The sequence below is a fragment of the Dyella sp. 2RAB6 genome (assembly GCF_052115385.1).
In the GTDB taxonomy this organism is placed as follows: Bacteria; Pseudomonadota; Gammaproteobacteria; order Xanthomonadales; family Rhodanobacteraceae; genus Dyella_D.
Genome location: NZ_JBFRGP010000007.1, coordinates 161786 through 180703, shown reverse-complemented (window position 1 = coordinate 180703; position 18918 = coordinate 161786). Strand labels below are relative to the sequence as shown.

General features: G+C 69.3%; 12 protein-coding genes. 8 read left to right on the top strand and 4 right to left on the bottom strand.

The features are described 5' to 3' along the window. Positions 1–113: 113 nt before the first annotated feature. From hrpA to AB4083_RS13095, 7 genes are all read left to right on the top strand, one after another. Positions 114–4127, top strand: coding sequence for an ATP-dependent RNA helicase HrpA (gene hrpA, locus AB4083_RS13125; RefSeq protein ID WP_441608322.1), 4014 nt, complete (start codon positions 114–116; stop codon positions 4125–4127). 50 nt (positions 4128–4177) lie between these two features. After that, positions 4178–6313 carry a RelA/SpoT family protein gene (locus AB4083_RS13120; RefSeq protein ID WP_441608320.1) on the top strand — a complete coding sequence of 712 codons (2136 nt, stop codon included), beginning with the start codon at positions 4178–4180 and terminating at the stop codon, positions 6311–6313. 87 nt (positions 6314–6400) lie between these two features. Continuing rightward, positions 6401–8107, top strand: a complete 1707-nt coding sequence (locus AB4083_RS13115; RefSeq protein ID WP_441608319.1) for a hypothetical protein — start codon at positions 6401–6403, stop codon at positions 8105–8107. Between the two features lie 11 nt (positions 8108–8118). Further along, positions 8119–8964: an SDR family oxidoreductase gene (locus tag AB4083_RS13110; protein WP_441608317.1), complete on the top strand. Its 846-nt coding sequence runs from the start codon at positions 8119–8121 to the stop codon at positions 8962–8964. Between the two features lie 161 nt (positions 8965–9125). Then, positions 9126–11447, top strand: coding sequence for a penicillin-binding protein 1B (gene mrcB, locus AB4083_RS13105; RefSeq protein WP_441608315.1), 2322 nt, complete (start codon positions 9126–9128; stop codon positions 11445–11447). 2 nt (positions 11448–11449) lie between these two features. Next, positions 11450–11974 carry a tetratricopeptide repeat protein gene (locus AB4083_RS13100; protein ID WP_441608313.1) on the top strand — a complete coding sequence of 175 codons (525 nt, stop codon included), beginning with the start codon at positions 11450–11452 and terminating at the stop codon, positions 11972–11974. 570 nt (positions 11975–12544) lie between these two features. Further along, positions 12545–14470: an ATP-dependent DNA helicase gene (locus tag AB4083_RS13095; RefSeq protein WP_441608311.1), complete on the top strand. Its 1926-nt coding sequence runs from the start codon at positions 12545–12547 to the stop codon at positions 14468–14470. A 65-nt stretch (positions 14471–14535) separates the two neighbouring features. On the opposite strand, the gene AB4083_RS13090 is transcribed toward AB4083_RS13095, so the two are convergent. The 3 genes from AB4083_RS13090 to AB4083_RS13080 all read right to left on the bottom strand — a co-directional run bounded on the left by AB4083_RS13090 (position 14536) and on the right by AB4083_RS13080 (position 16897). Next, entirely contained in the window at positions 14536–15795 is a 1260-nt protein-coding gene (locus AB4083_RS13090) for an RNA polymerase sigma factor (protein ID WP_441608309.1), read from the bottom strand. A 219-nt stretch (positions 15796–16014) separates the two neighbouring features. Then, entirely contained in the window at positions 16015–16434 is a 420-nt protein-coding gene (locus AB4083_RS13085; protein ID WP_441608307.1) for a VOC family protein, read from the bottom strand. A gap of 31 nt (positions 16435–16465) precedes the next feature. Continuing rightward, on the bottom strand, positions 16466–16897 hold the full coding sequence (locus AB4083_RS13080; protein ID WP_441608305.1) for a YciI family protein: 432 nt from the start codon (positions 16895–16897) through the stop codon (positions 16466–16468). 222 nt (positions 16898–17119) lie between these two features. On the opposite strand from AB4083_RS13080, the gene tsaB reads away from it, so the two are divergent. After that, positions 17120–17809: a tRNA (adenosine(37)-N6)-threonylcarbamoyltransferase complex dimerization subunit type 1 TsaB gene (gene tsaB / locus AB4083_RS13075; protein WP_441608303.1), complete on the top strand. Its 690-nt coding sequence runs from the start codon at positions 17120–17122 to the stop codon at positions 17807–17809. Between the two features lie 7 nt (positions 17810–17816). Here tsaB and AB4083_RS13070 read toward each other — a convergent pair whose 3' ends face one another. Continuing rightward, on the bottom strand, positions 17817–18842 hold the full coding sequence (locus AB4083_RS13070) for a YeiH family protein (RefSeq protein ID WP_441608301.1): 1026 nt from the start codon (positions 18840–18842) through the stop codon (positions 17817–17819). Positions 18843–18918: the final 76 nt, after the last annotated feature.

Here is an 18918-nt window from a genome sequence, read left to right as displayed (position 1 = left end):
AAAGTCTGTCGTCGAGCTTAGTAGGGCATCCTGTCAGGAAGAAATGAATGCTTCCGATGCGCCCGATAGCTGTGGGCTATCGGGGCCGTGCTGCCGGTACAATGTGCGGTCCGATGAGCGACACACCTGCCTCCCGCCCCGTTCCGACCGATGCCCGCCTGCGCACGCTGCGCCAGGCGCTGGCCGGCGTTTCCAGCCGCGATTTCGGCCGCCTGCTGGGGCGCTGGCGCGGCCTGTCGCGCCGTGCCGACGATAAAAAGCTGGAGGCGCTGGCCGCCGACATCGAGCGGTCCGCGGCAAAGCGCCGCGCCCGTGCCGAGGCCAAGCCGCCGATCCGGCTGGACGAGGCGCTGCCGATCACCGCCCGTGCCGAGGAGATCGCCGAGCTGATCCGCCGCCACCAGGTGGTGGTGATCGCCGGCGAGACCGGCTCGGGCAAGACCACCCAGCTGCCCAAGCTGTGCCTGGCCGCCGGCCGCGGCGAAGCCGGCATGATCGGCTGCACCCAGCCGCGCCGTCTGGCCGCGCGCTCGGTGGCGCGGCGCGTGGCGGAGGAACTGGGCACCCAGCTCGGCGACCAGGTCGGTTTCCAGGTGCGCTTCAACGACCAGGTCTCCGAGCGCAGCCTGGTGAAGTTCATGACCGACGGCATTCTGCTGGCCGAGACCCAGGGCGATCCGTGGCTGTCGGCCTACGACACGATCATCATCGACGAGGCGCACGAGCGCAGCCTCAATATCGATTTCCTGCTCGGCTATCTGAAGCGGCTGGCGGTGAAGCGGCCGGACCTGAAGATCATCGTCACCTCCGCCACCATCGACACCGCGCGCTTCGCCGAGCATTTCAGCGGCGCGCCGGTGGTGTCGGTGGAGGGCCGCGCCTATCCGGTGGACGTGCGCTGGCGCTCGCTGGACGAGCTGGGCGAGCGTCGCGGCCGCGACATGCAGCAGGGCGGCGCCGAACATATCGCCGCGGTGCTGGACGAACTCACCCGCGAAGACCCGCGCGGCGACGTGCTGGTGTTCCTGCCCGGCGAGCGCGAGATCCGTGACGCGCACCTGCTGCTGTCGCGCCGGCAATACCGCGAGACCGAGATCCTGCCGCTGTACGCGCGCCTGTCCGCCGCCGACCAGGATCGGGTGTTCAAGCCCGGCCCGAAACGCCGCGTGGTGTTGACCACCAATGTGGCCGAGACCTCGCTGACCGTGCCGCGCATCCGCTACGTGATCGACTCGGGCCTGGCCCGGGTCAAGCGCTACAGCCAGCGCAGCCAGCTCGAACGCCTGCACGTGGAACCGATCTCGCGCGCCGCCGCCGACCAGCGCAAGGGCCGCTGCGGCCGCGTGGGCCCGGGCATCTGCTATCGCCTGTACGACGAGGCGGACTACACCGCGCGCGCCGCGTTCACCGACCCGGAACTGCTGCGCTCCTCGCTGGCCAACGTGATCCTGCGCATGCTGTCGCTGGAGCTGGGCGAGGTGGACGAGTTTCCGTTTCTGGAGGCGCCGGACCCGCGCGTGGTGGCCGATGGTTATCGGCGTCTCGCCGAAATCTCCGCGATCGACGAACAGAAGAAGCTGACCCCCGTCGGCCGCACGCTGGCCAGGCTGCCGATCGACGTGCAGCTGGCACGCATGCTGGTGGAGGCGAACCAGCTGGGCAGCCTGCGCGAGCTGCTGGTGCTGGTGGCGTTCCTCAGCGTGCAGGACCCGCGCGAGCGGCCGGCGGATGCACGGCAGCAGGCGGATCAGGCGCATGCGCAGTTTGCGGATCCGAAGTCCGACTTCGCCGGCGTGCTGAATCTCTGGCGGGCTTATGACGAGTCGCATAAGGAGCTGACGCAGTCGAAGCTGCGCGATTGGTGTTCGCGCAATTTCCTCAGCTTCATGCGGATGCGGGAGTGGCGGGAGCTGCATCGGCAGTTGTTGCTGGTGGCCGAAGAGCTGGGATGGAAGATGGCGTCGTCCGCGGCCGCTCAGGCGGCCCAGGCCGCTCCTGCCGCGCGCAAGAATTCGCCTGCGAAGAAGGCTGTTCTCGACAAGCGTTCGCCAGTTCCCGCTCCTGCCGCTCAGGAAAGTGCAGGCGAGGGCGAAGAGCAGCGTCTCTACGAGGCCGTGCATCGAAGCCTATTGGCAGGCCTCCCCACCCAGGTCGGCCACAAGGACGAAAAAGGCCTCTACCGCGGCACCCGCGAACGCCGCTTCCAGGTGTTCCCCGGCTCGGCGCTGTCGAAAGCGCCGCCGAACTGGATCTTCGCCGCGCAGATCCTGGATATCGGCGGCAAGGTGTGGGGCATGATGTGCGCCCGCATGGAGCCGCTGTGGATCGAGCAGCAGGCGGCGCATCTGTTGAAGGCCAGTTGCCGCGACGCGCACTGGTCGCGCAAGCGCGGCACCGTGGTGGCCTACGAGCAGGTGAGCCTGTTCGGCCTGACCCTGGTCGAGCGCCGCCCGGTGACCTTCCAGCAGCAGGATCCGCCGCTGGCGCACGAGATCTTCCTGCGGGAGGCGCTGGCGCGCGGCGATATCGATGCGCGTGCCGACTTCGTGCGCGCCAACCTGCGCGTGATGGAGGATGCGCAGGGCATCGAAGCGAAGCAGCGGCGCGAAGGCCTGATCCGCCACGAGGACGAACTGGCCGCGTTCTTCGAAGGCAAGCTGCCGCAGGAGATCGCCAGCAGCCGCGGATTGGATGCGTGGTACAGCCGTGCGCGGCCGGCGGAGCAGGCGGCGTTGCGCTGGTCGCTGGACGATGTGATGGCGGGTGGCGCGGGGTTGGATCCCAAGGCGTTTCCTGCTTCTCTCGATATTCCGCCGCAGCGTTATCGCCTCGAATACCGTTTTGTCCCTGGCGACGAAGCGGACGGTGTCACGCTGCATCTCCCGCTTGCCATGCTCAATGCACTCCCGGCCGCGCGCTGCGAATGGCTGGTCCCCGGCCTGCTCGGCGAGAAGGTCGCCGAACTGATCCGCGGCCTGCCCAAGCCGCTGCGCCGCAACTTCGTGCCGGCGCCGGACTTCGCGCGTGCCTTCGTCGAGGCGGAAGCACCGCGCGACGAGCCGCTGGCCAAGGCGCTGGCGGCTTTCCTCAAGCGTGCCACCGGCGTCGATATCGCGGCGAGCGAATTCGATCCGGCTGGCTTGACCGCGCATTTCCGCATGCGCTTCCGCCTGCACGACGAGAACGGCCGCACGCTTGTCGCGAGCCGCGACCTGGCGGCCATGCGCGGGCAGTGGGAAGGGCAGGCGCGCGAAGCGTTTTCGCGCAAGACCGACCTGGAACTGACCCGCGAGGACGTGACGCGCTGGGATTTCGAGGACATCCCGGCGCAGGTGCGTTCCGACGGCGGGCTGATGGCGTTTCCTGCCTTGGTCGACCTGGGCGATGCCGTGGCGCTGCGCGTGTTCGAGCGCAGCGACGAGGCGCGCGAGGCGCATCGCGGCGGCGTGGTGCGCCTGCTGCGCAATGCGCTGGCCAGCGAGATGAAACAGGCGCGCCGCCGGCTGCCGGTGGGCAATCCGCTGGCGCTGAAATACGCGCCGCTGGGCAGCGTCGACAGCCTGCGCGAGGACCTCGCCGAAGGCGGCTTCGCCGATCTGCTGGAACACCACGTGCTGGACGCACGCACCGGCGGTGCGTTCGAAACGCTGCACACCCAGGCCAACCGCGAACTGTTCGGCGCGGCGGTGGAACGGCTGAAGCTGGCCGAACCCATCATCGAGGCCCAGGCCGAGCTGAAACCCTGGCTGGAACCGCCGCTGCTCGGCTTCGCCCGCGCCAGCTACGACGATCTGCGCGAACAGCTCGCGCACCTGCTGGAGCCGGGCTTCCTGCGCGAGCTGCCAAACGCGCGGCTGGCGCACTTCCCGCGCTACCTCAAGGCCATGCGCCTGCGCGCCGAACGCCTGCGCCAGGACCCGGCCAAGGACCAGCAGCGCATGCTGCAGGTGCTGCCGTATTGGCGGCAATACCTGAAGCATCGCGCGGCCGGCGCCGCGCCGGCGGCGCTGGCGGAGCTGCGCTGGCTGATCGAGGAATGGCGGGTGTCGCTGTTCGCGCAGGAGCTGAAGACCGCCGAACCGGTCTCGGCCAAGCGGCTGGCGCGCGCGCTCGACGTGCTGGGCTGAAACGCCGGCGCAGGCCCTAGAATGAGCGGTACTCGCTAAGGACATCCCGCGTGGTCCAAGCCGTCCCCACCGCAGCACCCAGCCTGGCCCAGTGGCGCGAGCGCGCCGCCGCGCCGGCGCCCGTGCTGGCGCAGGCGCTGGACGCCTGCAGCGGGCGCATGGGGCATGAAGCCGAATGCGTGGACGTGCTCGACCTGCTGGCCATGCTCGGCTGCGATGCGCAGACCCAGGCCGCGGCGCTGTGGTTCGAACTGGCGCGTGCGCAACCGGCCGCATGGGCCGAGCGGGAACCGACCCTGGCGCCGGAACTGCAGCGCCTGGTACAGGGCCAGCTGGCGGCGGAGAAGGTGTGGGCGCTGCATGCGCAGCAGTCCGCCCAGAATGGTTCGGAGGGTCTGCGCCGCCTGCTGCTGGCGATCATCCGCGACCTGCGCGTGGTGTTCGTGCTGCTGGCGCGGCAGCTGGCGCGCATGCGCGGGGCCAGCGCGATGCCGGAAGCCGAGCGCATCGAACTGGCGCGACTGACCCGCGACATCCATGCGCCGCTGGCCAACCGGCTCGGCATCTGGCAGCTGAAGTGGGAGCTGGAAGACCTGGCCTTCCGCTACCTGCAGCCGGACACCTATCGGCGCATCGCAAGGCTGCTGGACGAGCGGCGCACCGATCGCGAGGGCTTTATCCGCGAATCGCTGCACCAGCTGCGGCGCTCGCTCGACGCGGCCGGCATCCGCGCCGAGCTGGCGGGGCGGCCCAAGCACATCTATTCCATCTGGAAAAAGATGCAGCGCAAGTCGCTGGAGTTCTCCGACCTGTACGACATCCGCGCGATCCGCGTGCTGGTCGACAGCGTGGGTGACTGCTACGGCGCGCTCGGCGTGGTGCATACGCTGTGGCCGCACCTGCCCGGCGAATTCGACGACTACATCGCGCGGCCCAAGGGCAACGACTACCGCTCGCTGCATACCGCGGTGATCGGCCCCAGCGGCAAGACGCTGGAAGTGCAGATCCGCACCCACGAGATGCATCGCGTCAACGAGCTGGGCGTGGCCGCGCACTGGCGCTACAAGGAAGGCGGCAGCGCCGACAGCGAGTTCGAGGCGAAGATCGCCTGGATGCGCCGCCTGCTGGAACCGAAGGCCGAAAGCGAAGGCGACCTGGCCGCGGAGCTGCATACGGAGCTGCTGGAGGACCGCGTCTACGTGCTCACCCCGCGCGGCGAAGTGGTCGATCTGCCGCGCGGCGCCACCGTGCTGGATTTTGCCTACCACGTGCACACGGAAGTGGGACATCGCTGCCGCGGCGCCAAGGTGAACGGGCGCATCGTGCCGCTCACCCATCAGCCGCACAGCGGCGACCGCATCGAGATCCTCACCGCCAAGCTGGGCGATCCGAGCCGCGACTGGCTGTCCGCGCACCACGGCTATCTCAACACTTCGCGCGCCCGCGAAAAGGTGCGCGCCTGGTTCCGCCGCAGCGCGCACGACGCCAACCTCGCCGCCGGGCGCGCGATGTTCGAGCGCGAACTGAAGCGCCTGGCGCTGCCGGCGCCGGATCTCAACAAGCTGCCGGCGCATTTCCATTTCAAGCAGCTCGACGACGTGCTGGTGGCGCTGGCGCTGGGCGAGATCACGCCCGGCCAGATCGCCCGCGTGCTGCAGGAGAGCGAAACGCCGCCGCTGGAAATGACCCAGTCGCAGCTGCCGGTCGCTTCGCGCCACAGCACGCTCGATCACAGCGCGCTGAGCATCGAGGGCGTGGGCAACCTGCTGACCACGCTGGCGCGCTGCTGCCAGCCGCTGCCGGGCGATCCGGTGCGCGGCTTCGTCACGCGCGGGCGCGGGGTGTCGGTGCACCGGGCGGATTGCCCGAGCCTGGCGCGGTTGGCGCGGCGCGATCCGGACCGGGTGATCGAGGTGGAGTGGGGCAAGTCTGCGGCGCAAGCCTACGAAGTGGACGTGGAAATCCGCGGCTACGATCGCAAGGGCTTGCAGAAGGACGTGACCAGCGTGATCAGCAACGCCGGCACCCACATCATCGCCTCGTCCAGCCGGGTGTTCGTGCGCACCGGCGAAGTGGAGATGCGCTTCACCCTGCGCGTGCGCGACTTCGAGCAGCTGTCGACCTTGCTGGCCCGGGTCGTGGCCTTGCCGAATGTGGTGGATGCCAGGCGCGTCGGCGGCGGCTGAAGCCCCGCTTCTGCAGCGCGCGAGCCGGCACGCGGCGAGGCCATGACGCGGTGCTAAGCTCCCGCCGTCTAAACACTTGTGTGGACCATGAACGGACGCAGAGACCAGCACGAATCCGATCCGCACGGGCGCACCGAACCCACCCTGGGCAATCTCGATCAGCTCGACGCCAGCGATGCGCGGCAGGCGCGCCCGGCCGACGACGGCCTGCCCAAGGTGACCCTGGACGCCGGCCAGCGCCACGCGCACCCCGGCCATGGGCGCGGTTCGCGCGCTGCTTCCGGCAAGCGCGGCTGGCTATGGCCGCTGCTGTTGCTGGTGGCGATCGGCCTCGGCGTCACCTTCTATCTGGAACAGGACCGCGTGCGCGGCCTGCTGCCCACCACGGAACTCAACGACGTGCTCGGCCGCGCCGAGCAGGCGCTGCGCGATGGCCGCCTGGACGGCAATGAAGGCAGCAGCGCGCGCGAACTGTTCGAGGCCGCCCGCGCGCTGGAGCCGGACAACGACCGCGCCCGCGACGGCCTGCGCAAGGTCGGCCTGGCCGAGGTGGCCAAGGCCGATGCGGCGCTGGCCGCGGGCAAGCCGGACGAAGCGGAGCAGGCCACCAATGCCGCGCGCGAACTGCTCGGCGGCGGCAGCGACGTGGATCGCCTGAGCCAGGCGATCACCAAGGCGCGCAGCGCTACGTTCGAGGCCGGCACCCTGGTCGACCAGGCGCAGCAGGCCATGACCGATGGCCGGCCGGCCGATGCGGGCGCGCTGTACAAGCGCATCCTCGCGGCCGATCCCGGCAATGCGGTGGCTTCGCATGGACTGGACAAGGTCGGCGATGCGCTTGCCGTGCAGGCGCACAAGGAGATCGACGCCGGTGACCGCGCCGCGGCCAGCGCCAGTGTCGACCGCCTGGCCGCGCTGCTGCCCAACTACGGCGAGCTGCCCTCGCTGCGCGCCGCGCTGGTGCAGGACCAGAAGGAAGACGACGGCCAGCTGTCCGAGGCGATCCGCCTCGGACAGGCCGCGCTGCGTGCCGGCCGTATCACCGGCAGCGGCAGCGATACCGCGCTGGCGCATTTCAAGGAAGCGCTGACGCTGGACCCGGACAGCGCCCAGGCCAAGGCCGGGCTCGGCCAGGTCGCGCAGGCGCTGGTGGTGCAGGCCAATGCCGCGCAGGACAGCGGCGACGCCGCCCAGGCCAGCCGCTTGCTGGACCAGGCCGCCGAGCTGGCGCCGAAGTCGGCGGAACTGGCCGCGGCGCGCGCGCATTTGAACGACACCACGCGCCGTCCCGGCGGCGCGGGCATGGTGCCCGGCGAACTGCCGCAGGCGGACGCGCAGGCCGAACTCAGCCCGCAGCAGAACGCCGAACTGGCGCGGCTGGTGCGCCAGGCCGAAGCGGCCGCGCGCAGCGGCAATGTGATGCTGCCGCCGGGCGAGAGCGCCTACGACCTGTATCGGCGCGCGCTGGCCATCGACGGCAATAACGAAGCGGCGCGCCGCGGCCTGCAGGAACTGCCGGCGACGGTGGTGCAGCAGTTCAACCAGTCGCTCTCCAGCGGCAACCTGCAGCAGGCCGGCGAGCGCCTCAACGATCTCGCCGACCTGGCGCCGGGCGAGGCCGGCCAGACCGAGCTGCGCCAGCGCCTGGCCAATGCCTGGATGGATCAGGCGGAGGAGCGTCTGGGCGGCGGCGATCGTCCCGCGGCGGCGCAGGCGCTGGATCGCGCGCGCAAGCTGGCGCCGGGCAATCCGCGGCTGAGCGGCATCGCCGCGCGCCTGCAGGCCGGCGGCTGAGCATTACGCCGATGCGTGTTCTCGTGTTCGGCGCCAGCAGCCAGATCGGGCATTTCCTGTTGCCGCGGCTGCGCGAGCGCGGCGCGGAGGTGCTGGCGGTCAGCCGCCGTCCGCGCGACGGCGCGGGCGTGACCTGGTTGCAGGGCGATCTGCCGCACGACGTGCCGGCGATCGCCGAGGTTTCCGCCATCGTCAGCTTCGGTCCGCTGCAGGGGCTGGCCGACTGGATGCTGGGCGCGCACTTCGACGGCGCGCCGCGGGTGATCGCCACCAGTTCGATGAGCGCGGAAAGCAAACGCGAATCCGCAGTGCCGGCCGAGCGCGCGCTGTCGCGCCAGCTGCGCGATGCCGAGGCGGCGCTGGCCGCGATCTGCGAGCGCCGCGGCTGCGCCTGGACGGTGTTCCGGCCGACCCTGGTGTATGGCGCCGGCCTGGACAAGAGCCTCACCCCGATCGCCCGCCGCGCGCTGCGCACGCGGGTGTTCCCGCTGCCGGCCGGGCGCGGGCAGCGCCAGCCGGTGCATGCCGACGATATCGCCCAGGCGGTGCTGGCCGCGCTGGATACGCCGGTGGCCGCCGGCAAGATCATCCCGCTGGGCGGCGGCGAGCGCCTGCCTGCCGGCGAGATGTTCGTCCGCGTGCGCCGCAGCCTGCCGGTGGCCACGCTGCCGGTGCCGCTGCCGGCCTGGCTGCTGCGGCTGGGCCGGCATGCGGTGCCGAGGCTGCGCGGACCGCTGGCGCGGCTGGACAGCGACCTGATCGCCGACAACAGCGACGTGCAGCAGCTGCTGGGCATTTTTCCGCGGCCGTTCCGGCCGGATGCGGCGTGCTGGGGGCGGGAAAAACACCCGGCGTAGGTTGGGGTGAGCCGCAGGCGAACCCCAACAGTGCGCGGACGTCATGTTGGGGTTCGCCTGCGGCTCACCCCAACCTGCGCCCGGATCCGGCTGTTTGCGTTCATATGCGCGCCGGGAAGCACCCCCTATGATCGACCCCTTATCGTTCAGGATTCCCCCCGTTGGCCTTTCTGACCCGACTCCGCTTGCTTGCCAGCGCTATCTGGCCCTGGGTGCGCATTCCCTTCTGGATCGGCCTGGGCCTGTTCTTCGGCTTCGTGCTCCCCTACACGTTGGTGCTGAACAAGCGCGTGCAGGATCGCTTCAACGACCTGGTGTTCGCCGTCCCCACCCGCGTCTACGCCCGCGCGCTGCCGCTGGAAGCCGGCGCGCCGATGACGCCCGCTGCGCTGGAGCTGGAACTCACCTTCTCCGGTTACGGCAATGACGGGCATGGCCAGGTCGCCGGGACCTGGGCCAAGGACGGTTCCACCTATGTGATCTCCTCGCGCGGCTACGCCGGCCCGGATGGCGGCGAGCTGCCGCATCGCATCCGCGTGGCGCTCAGCAAGAGCGCGGTGACCTCGGTGAAGGACGCCGCCAGCGGCAAGGCGCTGGACGTGGCGCACCTGGACCCGGCGCGCATCGCCACGGTGTATGGCTCGCAGCAGGAAGAGCGCCGCATCGTGCGCCTGGCCGACGTGCCGCCGATGCTGATCGGGGGGCTGCAGGCGGTCGAGGACCGCGACTTCAAGCACCACATCGGCATCGACTTCTCCGCCATCCTGCGCGCCAGCTTCGCCAATCTGCGCGCCGGCCATACCGTGCAGGGCGGCTCCACCCTGACCCAGCAGCTGGTGCGCAATCTGTTCCTGGACCGCGAGCAGAACTTCACGCGCAAGTTCAACGAAGCGCTGATGTCGATCCTGATCGAGGCGCACTACGACAAGGGCCGCATCCTGGAGGCCTACGTCAACCAGGTGTTCCTCGGCCAGCAGGGCGGGCAGGCGGTGCATGGTTTCGCGGCCGCCTCGGAGTTCTATTTCGGCCGGCGCATGGAAGACCTGCGGCCGCAGGAAATGGCCTTGCTGATCGGCATGGTGAAAGGCCCCAGCTACTACGACCCGCGCCGCTATCCCGAGCGCGCGCTGACGCGCCGCAACCTGGTGCTGGAGCAGTTCGCCGTGACGGGCCTGCTGCCGGCGGACCAGGTCAAGGCGGCGGAAGCGACGCCGCTGGGCATCGTCAGCAACGGCCAGCTGCCGCATAACCGCTTCCCGGCCTTCATGCAGCTGGTGCGCGCGCAGATCACCAACGATTTCGACGACGCCACGCTCAGCGCCGGCAACCTCAGCATCTACACCACGCTCGATCCCGCCGCGCAGCTCTACGCCGAGCAGGGCATCGCCACGGCGATGAACGGCCTGGGCAAGCGCGGCGAAGCGGCGCAGGCGGCGGCGGTGGTCACCGATGCGCAGACCGGCAGCGTGCTGGCCATCGTCGGCAGCAAGGACCCGGGCGACCAGGGCTTCAACCGCGCCATCGACGCGCGCCGCTCGATCGGCTCGCTGATCAAGCCGCTGGTGTACCTGGTGGCGCTGGCGCAGCCGGAGCGCTGGAATCTCGGCTCGCCGGTGGAAGACACGCCGATCAGCATGCGCCAGCCCGACGGCACGCAGTGGACGCCGAAGAACGACGAAGGCGACGTGCACGGCTCGGTGCCGATGGTCGACGCGCTGGTGCATTCGTGGAACCTGGCGACGATCCATCTCGGCCTGGAAGTGGGCCTGCCGCGGATCAAGTCGTTCCTGGAATCGTTCGGCCTGGAAGACGTCAATCCCAGCCCCTCGCTGCTGCTCGGCGCACAGGGCATCCCGCCGCTGCAGGTGGCGCAGCTGTATCAGTACATCGCCGCGGACGGCCATGCGCTGCCGCTGGTAGCGGTGCGCGGCGTGGTCGACGCCGACGGCAAGACGGTCAAGCGCTACGAAGTGAAGACCGGCAACGGCGAATACCAGCTTGCCGTGCGCCAGGTGACCTGGGCCATGCAGCAGGTGGTGCGTTCCGGCACCGCGGCGGCGATCGGCAAGACCCTGCCCAACCTCAACGCGGCCGGCAAGACCGGCACCAGCAACGAGATGCGCGACAGCTGGTTCGCCGGCTTCACCGCCGATCATCTGGCGGTGTTCTGGATGGGCCGCGACGACAACAAACCCAGCGGACTCTACGGCGCCACCGGCAGCCTGCGCGCATGGCAGGAACTGTTCCGCAAGCTGCCGTCCAAGCCGCTGTCCGCCGCGCCCGGCGAAGGCCTGGAAATGGCCTGGGTCAATCCGGCCGACGGCAAGCGCACCGATCCTTCCTGCGAGGGCGCACGCCAGCTTCCGGTGGTTGCCGGTAGCCTTGCGCAGGATTCCGAAGGCTGCTTCTGGCAGCGCGTCCAGAACTGGTTCGGCGACGACAAGACGCCGGCGCCGGCCTCCACCGCTCCCATCCGAGATTGATCATGTCGTACCGCCGTCTGCTGTTCGCTTCCACCGTCCTGGCCACGCTTGCGCTGGCCGCATGCAACCAGCCCAGCGCTCCGTCGCAGGCGACGCGTCCGACGCGTTCGGATGGCGACATCCTGGCGTCGATCCAGTCGGCGGGCGAGAAGGAAAAGTCGATCATCGACGTGCATCCCTTGCGCGATCCCGGCGTGGCGTCGTTGCAGGACGCGGCGCAGGCCGATGTGCGTGCGGGGCAGTTCGATGCGGCGGCGGCGAAGCTGGATTCGGCGATCAAGCTCAGTCCGAATTCGCCGGACTTGCTGCAGGATCGCGCCGAGCTGGCGATCCGCTTGAAGGATTACGCGGTGGCTGAGCAGTTGGCGCGCAAGTCGTGGGAGATCGGGCCGCGGCTGGGGCCGTTGTGCGCGCGCAACTGGCAGACGATTGGGGAGTTGCGCGATCGGGCGGGGGATCAGGCGGCTGCCGCGACGGCGGGCAAGTGGGTGAAGCAATGCCATGTGGAAGGGGTGCCACGCTACTGATGCGTGGCTTCACTCGTCATTCCGGCGTAGGCCGGATCTCCTTTGCTCGTCATTCCGGCGTAGGCCGGACGAGCGCGTAGCGCGAAGAACGCCCGCAGGGCGGCCCCGAAGGGGTGAGCGAAGCGAATCATCCAGTAGCGGTGTCGCTTGATTGTCGTGGTGACGCCAGGTTGTCTCGCCTTCGGCGAGTGTTTCGCCCCGCTGCCGCGGGGCGACTTACTTTCTCTTGCTTGCCCAAGAGAAAGCTAAGCAAAGAGAAGGGCACCCTGCTTGGCGCCCTCCGCAGCTTCGCTGCTGCGGGTCCGTGAGGGCTGGCCGGGCTTTTTGACAGGGCATCCTGCCCTGGCAAAAAGGCGAGGACATCCATGTCCTCGCCCCCTTCGGGGCCTTTTCGTCCAGCCCTCACCGCCGGCGCCAAGGGGACCCGGAAGATCAAGAGCCAGGATCAAGAGCGAAGATCAGAAGCGACGGCAAAAGCGCGCAAGCGGAACGCAGCGGCTGTGCCGCTGGCTCTCGGTGTTGGGTGGGGTTGCATGACGTGTGCTTGCTCCGTCGGCGATACTTGCCGCCATGACCGATACCGACGTATCCGCGCTGCTCGGCGCGGATGGCCCCTTCGCCCGCGAACTGCCCAACTTCGCTCCGCGCGCCGCCCAGCAGGCGATGGCGCGGGCGGTCGAGCATGCGATTGCCGAGCGCGAGACGTTGATCGCCGAGGCGGGCACGGGTACCGGTAAAACCTATGCGTATCTGGTGCCGGCGCTGCTCTCGGGTGAGCGGGTGATCATTTCGACGGGGACCAAGGCGCTGCAGGACCAGCTGTATTTCCGCGACTTGCCGAAGGTGCGTTCGGTGCTCGGTACGCGCCTGAAGATGGCGCTGCTGAAGGGGCGTGCGAATTACCTGTGCTTGTATCGGCTGGACCAGACGGTGCGCGAAGGCGCCAGTTTCGATCGCGTGCAGGCCTCGCAGCTGGCGGCGATCCGTGCGTGGTCGGCGCGTACGCGCCACGGCGACCGGATGGAGCTGGCCGAGGTGCCGGAGGAATCGCCGATGTGGCCACGCGTTACTTCGACGCCGGAGAACTGCCTGGGCGTGGAGTGTCCGTTCTTCGACGACTGCCATGTGGTGAAGGCGCGGCGCGAGGCGCAGGAGGCCGACCTGGTGGTGGTCAATCACCATCTGCTGTTCGCCGATCTGGCGTTGAAGCAGGAAGGTTTCGGCGAGATCCTGCCGGGTGCGCAGGCCTTCATCCTGGACGAGGCGCATCAGGTGCCGGAGCTGGCGGGGCAGTTTTTTTCGCAGAGCATCAGTGCGCGGCAGTTGACGGAGCTGGCGCAGGACGCGCTGGGCGAATGCAATGGCATCACCGGTGCGATCGGCTTGGTGCTGGAGCCGGTGGAGTCGCTGCGCGATGCGGTGCGCAAGCTGCGGCTGGCGCTGGATGCGTTGCCGGAGCGCGGGCCGTTCCATCTGCTGGAGCAGGCGTCGGCGGTGTCCGCGGCGTTGCACGATGTGCGCGAATTGCTCGCCGCGTTGACCGACGTGCTGGCGTCGCAGGCCGAGCGTTCGCGCGGCTTCGCCAATGCGCACGAGCGCGCGGCGCTCTACAGCGAGCGGCTGGATCGCATCGTGGAGCAGGCGGACGAGCAGGACGTGCGCTGGTACGAGCTGTTCCCGCGCGGCTTCGCCCTGCATGCGACGCCGCTGGATCTGGCCGCACCGATGCGCGCCTTGCGCGAGCGCGCGCAGGCGGCGTGGATCCATACTTCGGCCACCTTGTCGGTGGCGGGGCAGTTCGGGCATTTCGCGCGGCAGCTCGGGCTGGACGATCCGGTCACGCTGAGCCTGGACAGTCCATTCGACTACGCACGCCAGGCGCTGTGCTATCTGCCGCCGGGCCTGCCGGACCCTGCCGCGCGCGACTACACCGAACGCGTGGTCGAGGCGGTGCTGCCGGTGCTGCACGCTTCGAACGGCCGCGCCTTCCTGCTGTTCACTTCGCATCGCGCCTTGCGCCGCGCGGCCGAGCTGCTGGAAGGTCGCGTGCCGTGGCCGTTGTTCGTGCAGGGCACGGCGCCGCGGCATCGGCTGCTGGAGGATTTCCGCGCCAGCGGGCATGGCGTGCTGCTCGGCGCGGCGAGTTTCTGGGAAGGCGTGGACGTGGCCGGCGAGGCGCTGAGCGTGGTGGTGATCGACAAGCTGCCGTTCGCCGCGCCGGACGATCCGGTGTTGCAGGCGCGGCTGGATGCGCTGGAGCAGGCGGGCATCAATCCGTTCATGGGCTGGCAGGTGCCCAATGCGGTGATTGCGCTGAAGCAGGGTGTGGGGCGCCTGATCCGCGACGTGCACGATCGCGGCGTGCTGGTGCTGTGCGATCCGCGCCTGAGCAGCAAGGGCTACGGCCGGCTGTTTCTGGCGAGCCTGCCGCCGATGCCGCGCACCAAGGAACTCGGTGAGGTGCAGGCGTTCTTCGCGGAGAGCGCGACGACGTAGGTTGGGGTGATAACCCCAACATCGCGTAGCGCATATCGGGCCGACGTTGGGGTTGTCACCCCAACCTACTCGCAAGATTTGGCGCGTTCCAGCAACAGGTCTTTCTCGCGCGCATTGCGGGTGAGCGATGCGGCGCGTTCGAACTCGCGCTTGGCCTCTTCGGTGCGGCCGAGCTTGCGCAGCAGGTCGCCGCGCACGCTGGGCAGCAGGTGGTAGTTCTTCAGCGACGGCTCGCCGACCAGCCCTTCCACGATCACCAGCGCGGCCGCCGGCCCCGCGGCCATCGACACCGCCACCGCGCGATTGAGCTCGACCACCGGCGAGGGCGCGATCTGCGCCAGCTCCGCATACAGCGTGGCGATGCGCCGCCAGTCGGTGGCTTCGGCGGTGCGCGCACGCGCGTGGCAGGCGGCGATCGCGGCCTGGCTGGTGTAGACGCCGCGCTGTTCCGACAGGCGTTCGGCGCGTTCCAGCGAGGCGAGGCCGCGGCGGATCAGCAGGCGGTCCCACTGCGCGCGGTTCTGGTCCAGCAGCAGGATCGGTTCGCCGGTGGGGCCGGTGCGCGCCTTGGCGCGCGAGGCCTGGATTTCGGTCAGCGCGACCAGGCCGTGCACTTCCGGTTCGCGCGGCACCAGCTCGGCCAGCACGCGGCCCAGGCGCAGTGCTTCCTCGCACAGGGCGGGGCGCATCCAGTCGTCGCCGGCGGTGGCCGAATAACCTTCGTTGAAGATCAGGTAGATGACGCCGAGCACCGAGGTCAGGCGCTCGTGCAGTTCGTCGCCGCGCGGCACTTCGAACGGCACTTTCGCTTCGGCCAGGGTGCGCTTGGCGCGCACGATGCGCTGGGCCACGGTGGGTTCGGGCACCAGGAAGGCGCGTGCGATTTCGTCGGTGGTGAGGCCGCCGAGCAGGCGCAGGGTGAGTGCGACGCGCGCTTCGGTCGACAGCACCGGATGGCAGGCGGTGAAGACCAGCCGCAGCATGTCGTCGCCGATATGGTCGTCGGCGGCCAGTTCCACTTCGGAATAGGCCAGCTCCTGGTCCGCTTCCAGGTCGCGGCCGATTTCCTCGTGCTTGCGCTCCAGCAGCTTGTGCCGGCGCAGGCGGTCGATCGCGCGATGCTTGGCGGTGGTCATCAGCCAGGCGCCCGGGTTGTCCGGCACGCCGCCCGTGGGCCACTGTTCCAGCGCGGCGACGAGCGCGTCCTGGGCCAGTTCCTCGGCCAGGCCGACGTCGCGCACCATGCGGGCGAGGCCGGCGATCAGCCTGGCCGATTCGATGCGCCAGACGGCGTCGATGGTGCGATGGATGTCGGAGGCGCTCATGGGCGCCGATCAGAGCACCCTGGCGTCTCAAGACGCAAGACGGCCGGCGAAGCCCCTCTCCCATCGGGAGAGGGGTGAGGGTGGAGCGCAAGAGTGATGTGCACCGCTCCGCCCGTACCCTCATCCGGCTGCCGCCACCTTCCTCGCTCCTCACAGCCGCGCACATCCCTGTGCGCTCCCCGCGTGCTCCCGGAGGGAGAAGGATTCCAACTTTGGGGATTACTGCGGCACGGTCAGGATCATCCAGTTCACGCCGAACTTGTCGGTGAGCATGCCGAAGCTGGAGGTGAAGAAGGTCTTGCTCAGCGGCATGGTGACCTGGCCGCCCACGGCGAGCGCGTCGAAGCGCTTGTTCGCCTCGGCATCGCTGCCGACGGTGAGCGAGAGCGAGAAGCCCTTGAAGCTGGACTGCCCGCTGTTGAAGCCGTCGGTGGCGTTGACCACGCTCTCGCCGATGCGGAAGGACGAATGGATGATCTTTTCCTGGTAGTCGCCCTGCGGCTCGCAGCCGGTGACCGGCGGTTCGGGGCTGTCGCGGTAGCGCATCAGCATCTCGACGGTGGCGCCGACAGCCTGCTTGTAGAACTCGATCGCTTCCTCGCAGCGGCCTTCGAAATGGAGATAGGGCTGGATGATCATGGGTCTGGTTCCTGGTGGGCGTGGCAAAGGGTCAGTGGGTGGAACGGGCGGCTACTTCGGCGCGCAGGCGTTCTTCCTGCTCCCGTAATTCGGGGGTGAACTCGGCGCCGAAATCCTCGGCTTCGAACACGCGGCGGATCTCGATGTCGGATTCGCCGTCGAACGGATTCGGACAGCGCTTCACCCACTCGATGGCCTCTTCGAGCGACTTCACCTGGATCAGCCAGAAGCCGGCGATCAGCTCCTTGGTCTCGGTGAACGGGCCGTCGATCACGCTGCGCCGGCTGCCGGAGAAGCGCACGCGGGCGCCGCGCGAACTCGGGTGCAGGCCTTCGCCGGCAAGCAGGACGCCGGCCTTGACCAGCTCCTCGTTGTACTTGCCCATGGCGGTGAGAATTTCTTCGCCCGGCATCACGCCGGCTTCGGAATCCTGGGTGGCGCGGACCATCAGCATGAAGCGCATGGGGCATCTCCTCTTTGGGTGGGTTGGAGCCCATGGAGCGGGTCTCTTGCTCAGGCGACGAATGGCTGCGCAGGAAATCGACATGTCCAGACGAGAATTCGAGCGGACCCGCCCGCCGCCGCCGCCATGCCCCGAAGCGGCCCCGGAACGCCCGCTGCGCGCCCTGCGCGGGCGCTGTGATGGGCGACCTGGCATGACGCCAGCGGCTACCATGGTGCCCCTATGAATCTGCTCGCCATCGAAACCTCCACCGAAGCCTGTTCCGTCGCCCTGGTCCATGGCGACCGGGTGATCGCCCGCAGCGAAATCGCTCCCCGCCGCCACGCCGAACTGGTGCTGCCGATGGCCGACAGCCTGCTGGCCGAGGCCGGCCTGGGCCGGCATGCGCTGGATGCGATCGCGGTGGGCCGCGGGCCGGGTGCGTTTACCGGCGTGCGCCTGGCCATTTCGCTGGCGCAGGGCATGGCGCTGGCGCTGGACCGGCCGGTGGTGACGGTGTCCTCGCTGGCGGCGCTGGCGCTGGAGGCGCCGGAAAGCGATGGCGCGATCCTGGCGGTGATCGATGCGCGCATGGGCGAGATCTACGCGGCGGCCTACCGGCGCGATGGCGACGGCGGCCTGATCGCGCTCGACGAGGAGCGGGTGTGCCCGCCGGAAGCATTGAACCTGCCGCGGGCCGAGGGCTGGCACGTGGTCGGCTCGGGCTGGGCCACTTATGCGGGCGTGCTGCTGGAGCGGATCGCCGCGCCGGTGCTGTCCGAACGCGGCCAGTGCTTTCCGCAGGCCGAGCACGTGGCGGAACTGGCGGTGCGCGAATTCCGCGCCGGCCACGCACTGGCGCCGGAGCTGGCCTTGCCGGTCTATCTGCGCGACAAGGTCGCGCTGACCCTGGTCGAACAGGGCAAGGCCTGACCTTCGTTCAGAGCTGTCCGATCACCAGCTGCACCAGCAGGCTGCTCAGCGACACCGCCGCCCACACGCCCAGGCCCAGCAGGATCGGCCGTGCGCCGGTCGAGGCCATGCGCCGCAGGTTGGCGGAGAGGCCGATCGCGGTCAGCGCCACGATGATCAGGAATTCGGCGGCCATATGGATCGCCGGCTGGATCGCGGCCGGAACCAGGCCGGCCGTGCGCAGGCCCGAGGCGACCAGGAACCACAGGATGAACCAGGGGAAGATCTTGGCCAGGCTGAAATCGCTGGCGCCCTGTTTCTTCTCGCGCCAGGCCACCAGCAGGGCCAGCACCAGGCAGATCGGGATGATCAGGGTGGCGCGGGTGAGCTTGACGATGGTGGCGTAGTCGCCCGCCGCCTTGCTGAAGCTGTAGCCGGCCGCGACCACCGACGAGGTGTCGTTGATCGCCGTGCCGGCCCACAGGCCGAAGCCCATGTCCGACAAATGCAGCACGTGGCCGAGCAGCGGGAACAGCAGCACCGCGACCAGGTTGAACAGGAAGATGGTGGAGATGGCGAACGCGGTGTCATGTTCGTCCGGCTTGATGATCGGGGTCACCGCGGCGATCGCCGAACCACCGCAGATGGCGGTGCCCACGCCGATCAGGATCTTCAGCTTGTCCTGCACCTTGAGCGCGCGCCCCAGGCCCCAGGCGGCCAGGAAGGCCACGGTGATGGTGACCAGGGTGACCGACAGCGACTCCAGGCCGGTGTGGGCGACCTGGTCCAGGCTGAGGCCGAAGCCCAGCGCGATGATCGACCACTGCAGCACCTGCTTGCCGGCGAACTGGATGCCCGGGGTGAACTGGCCGCCCGGCGCGAACATGTTGCGCACCAGGATGCCCAGCACGATGCCGAACACCGGCCCGCCCACCAGCGGTGCCACCCGGCCCAGGCCCAGCGCCGCCAGCGCGATCAGCACCGCCAGCAGCAGGCCGGGGGTGCGCTGGCCGAAGGAGGGGGCGGGGTTGGCGGGGAGGCTGGTGGCGCTCATGACGGGGTTCCTCGAAGTCGAGGCATTGTCCCGGTGCCAGTCGATCAGGAAAACTTTAAATATCTGATCGATGACA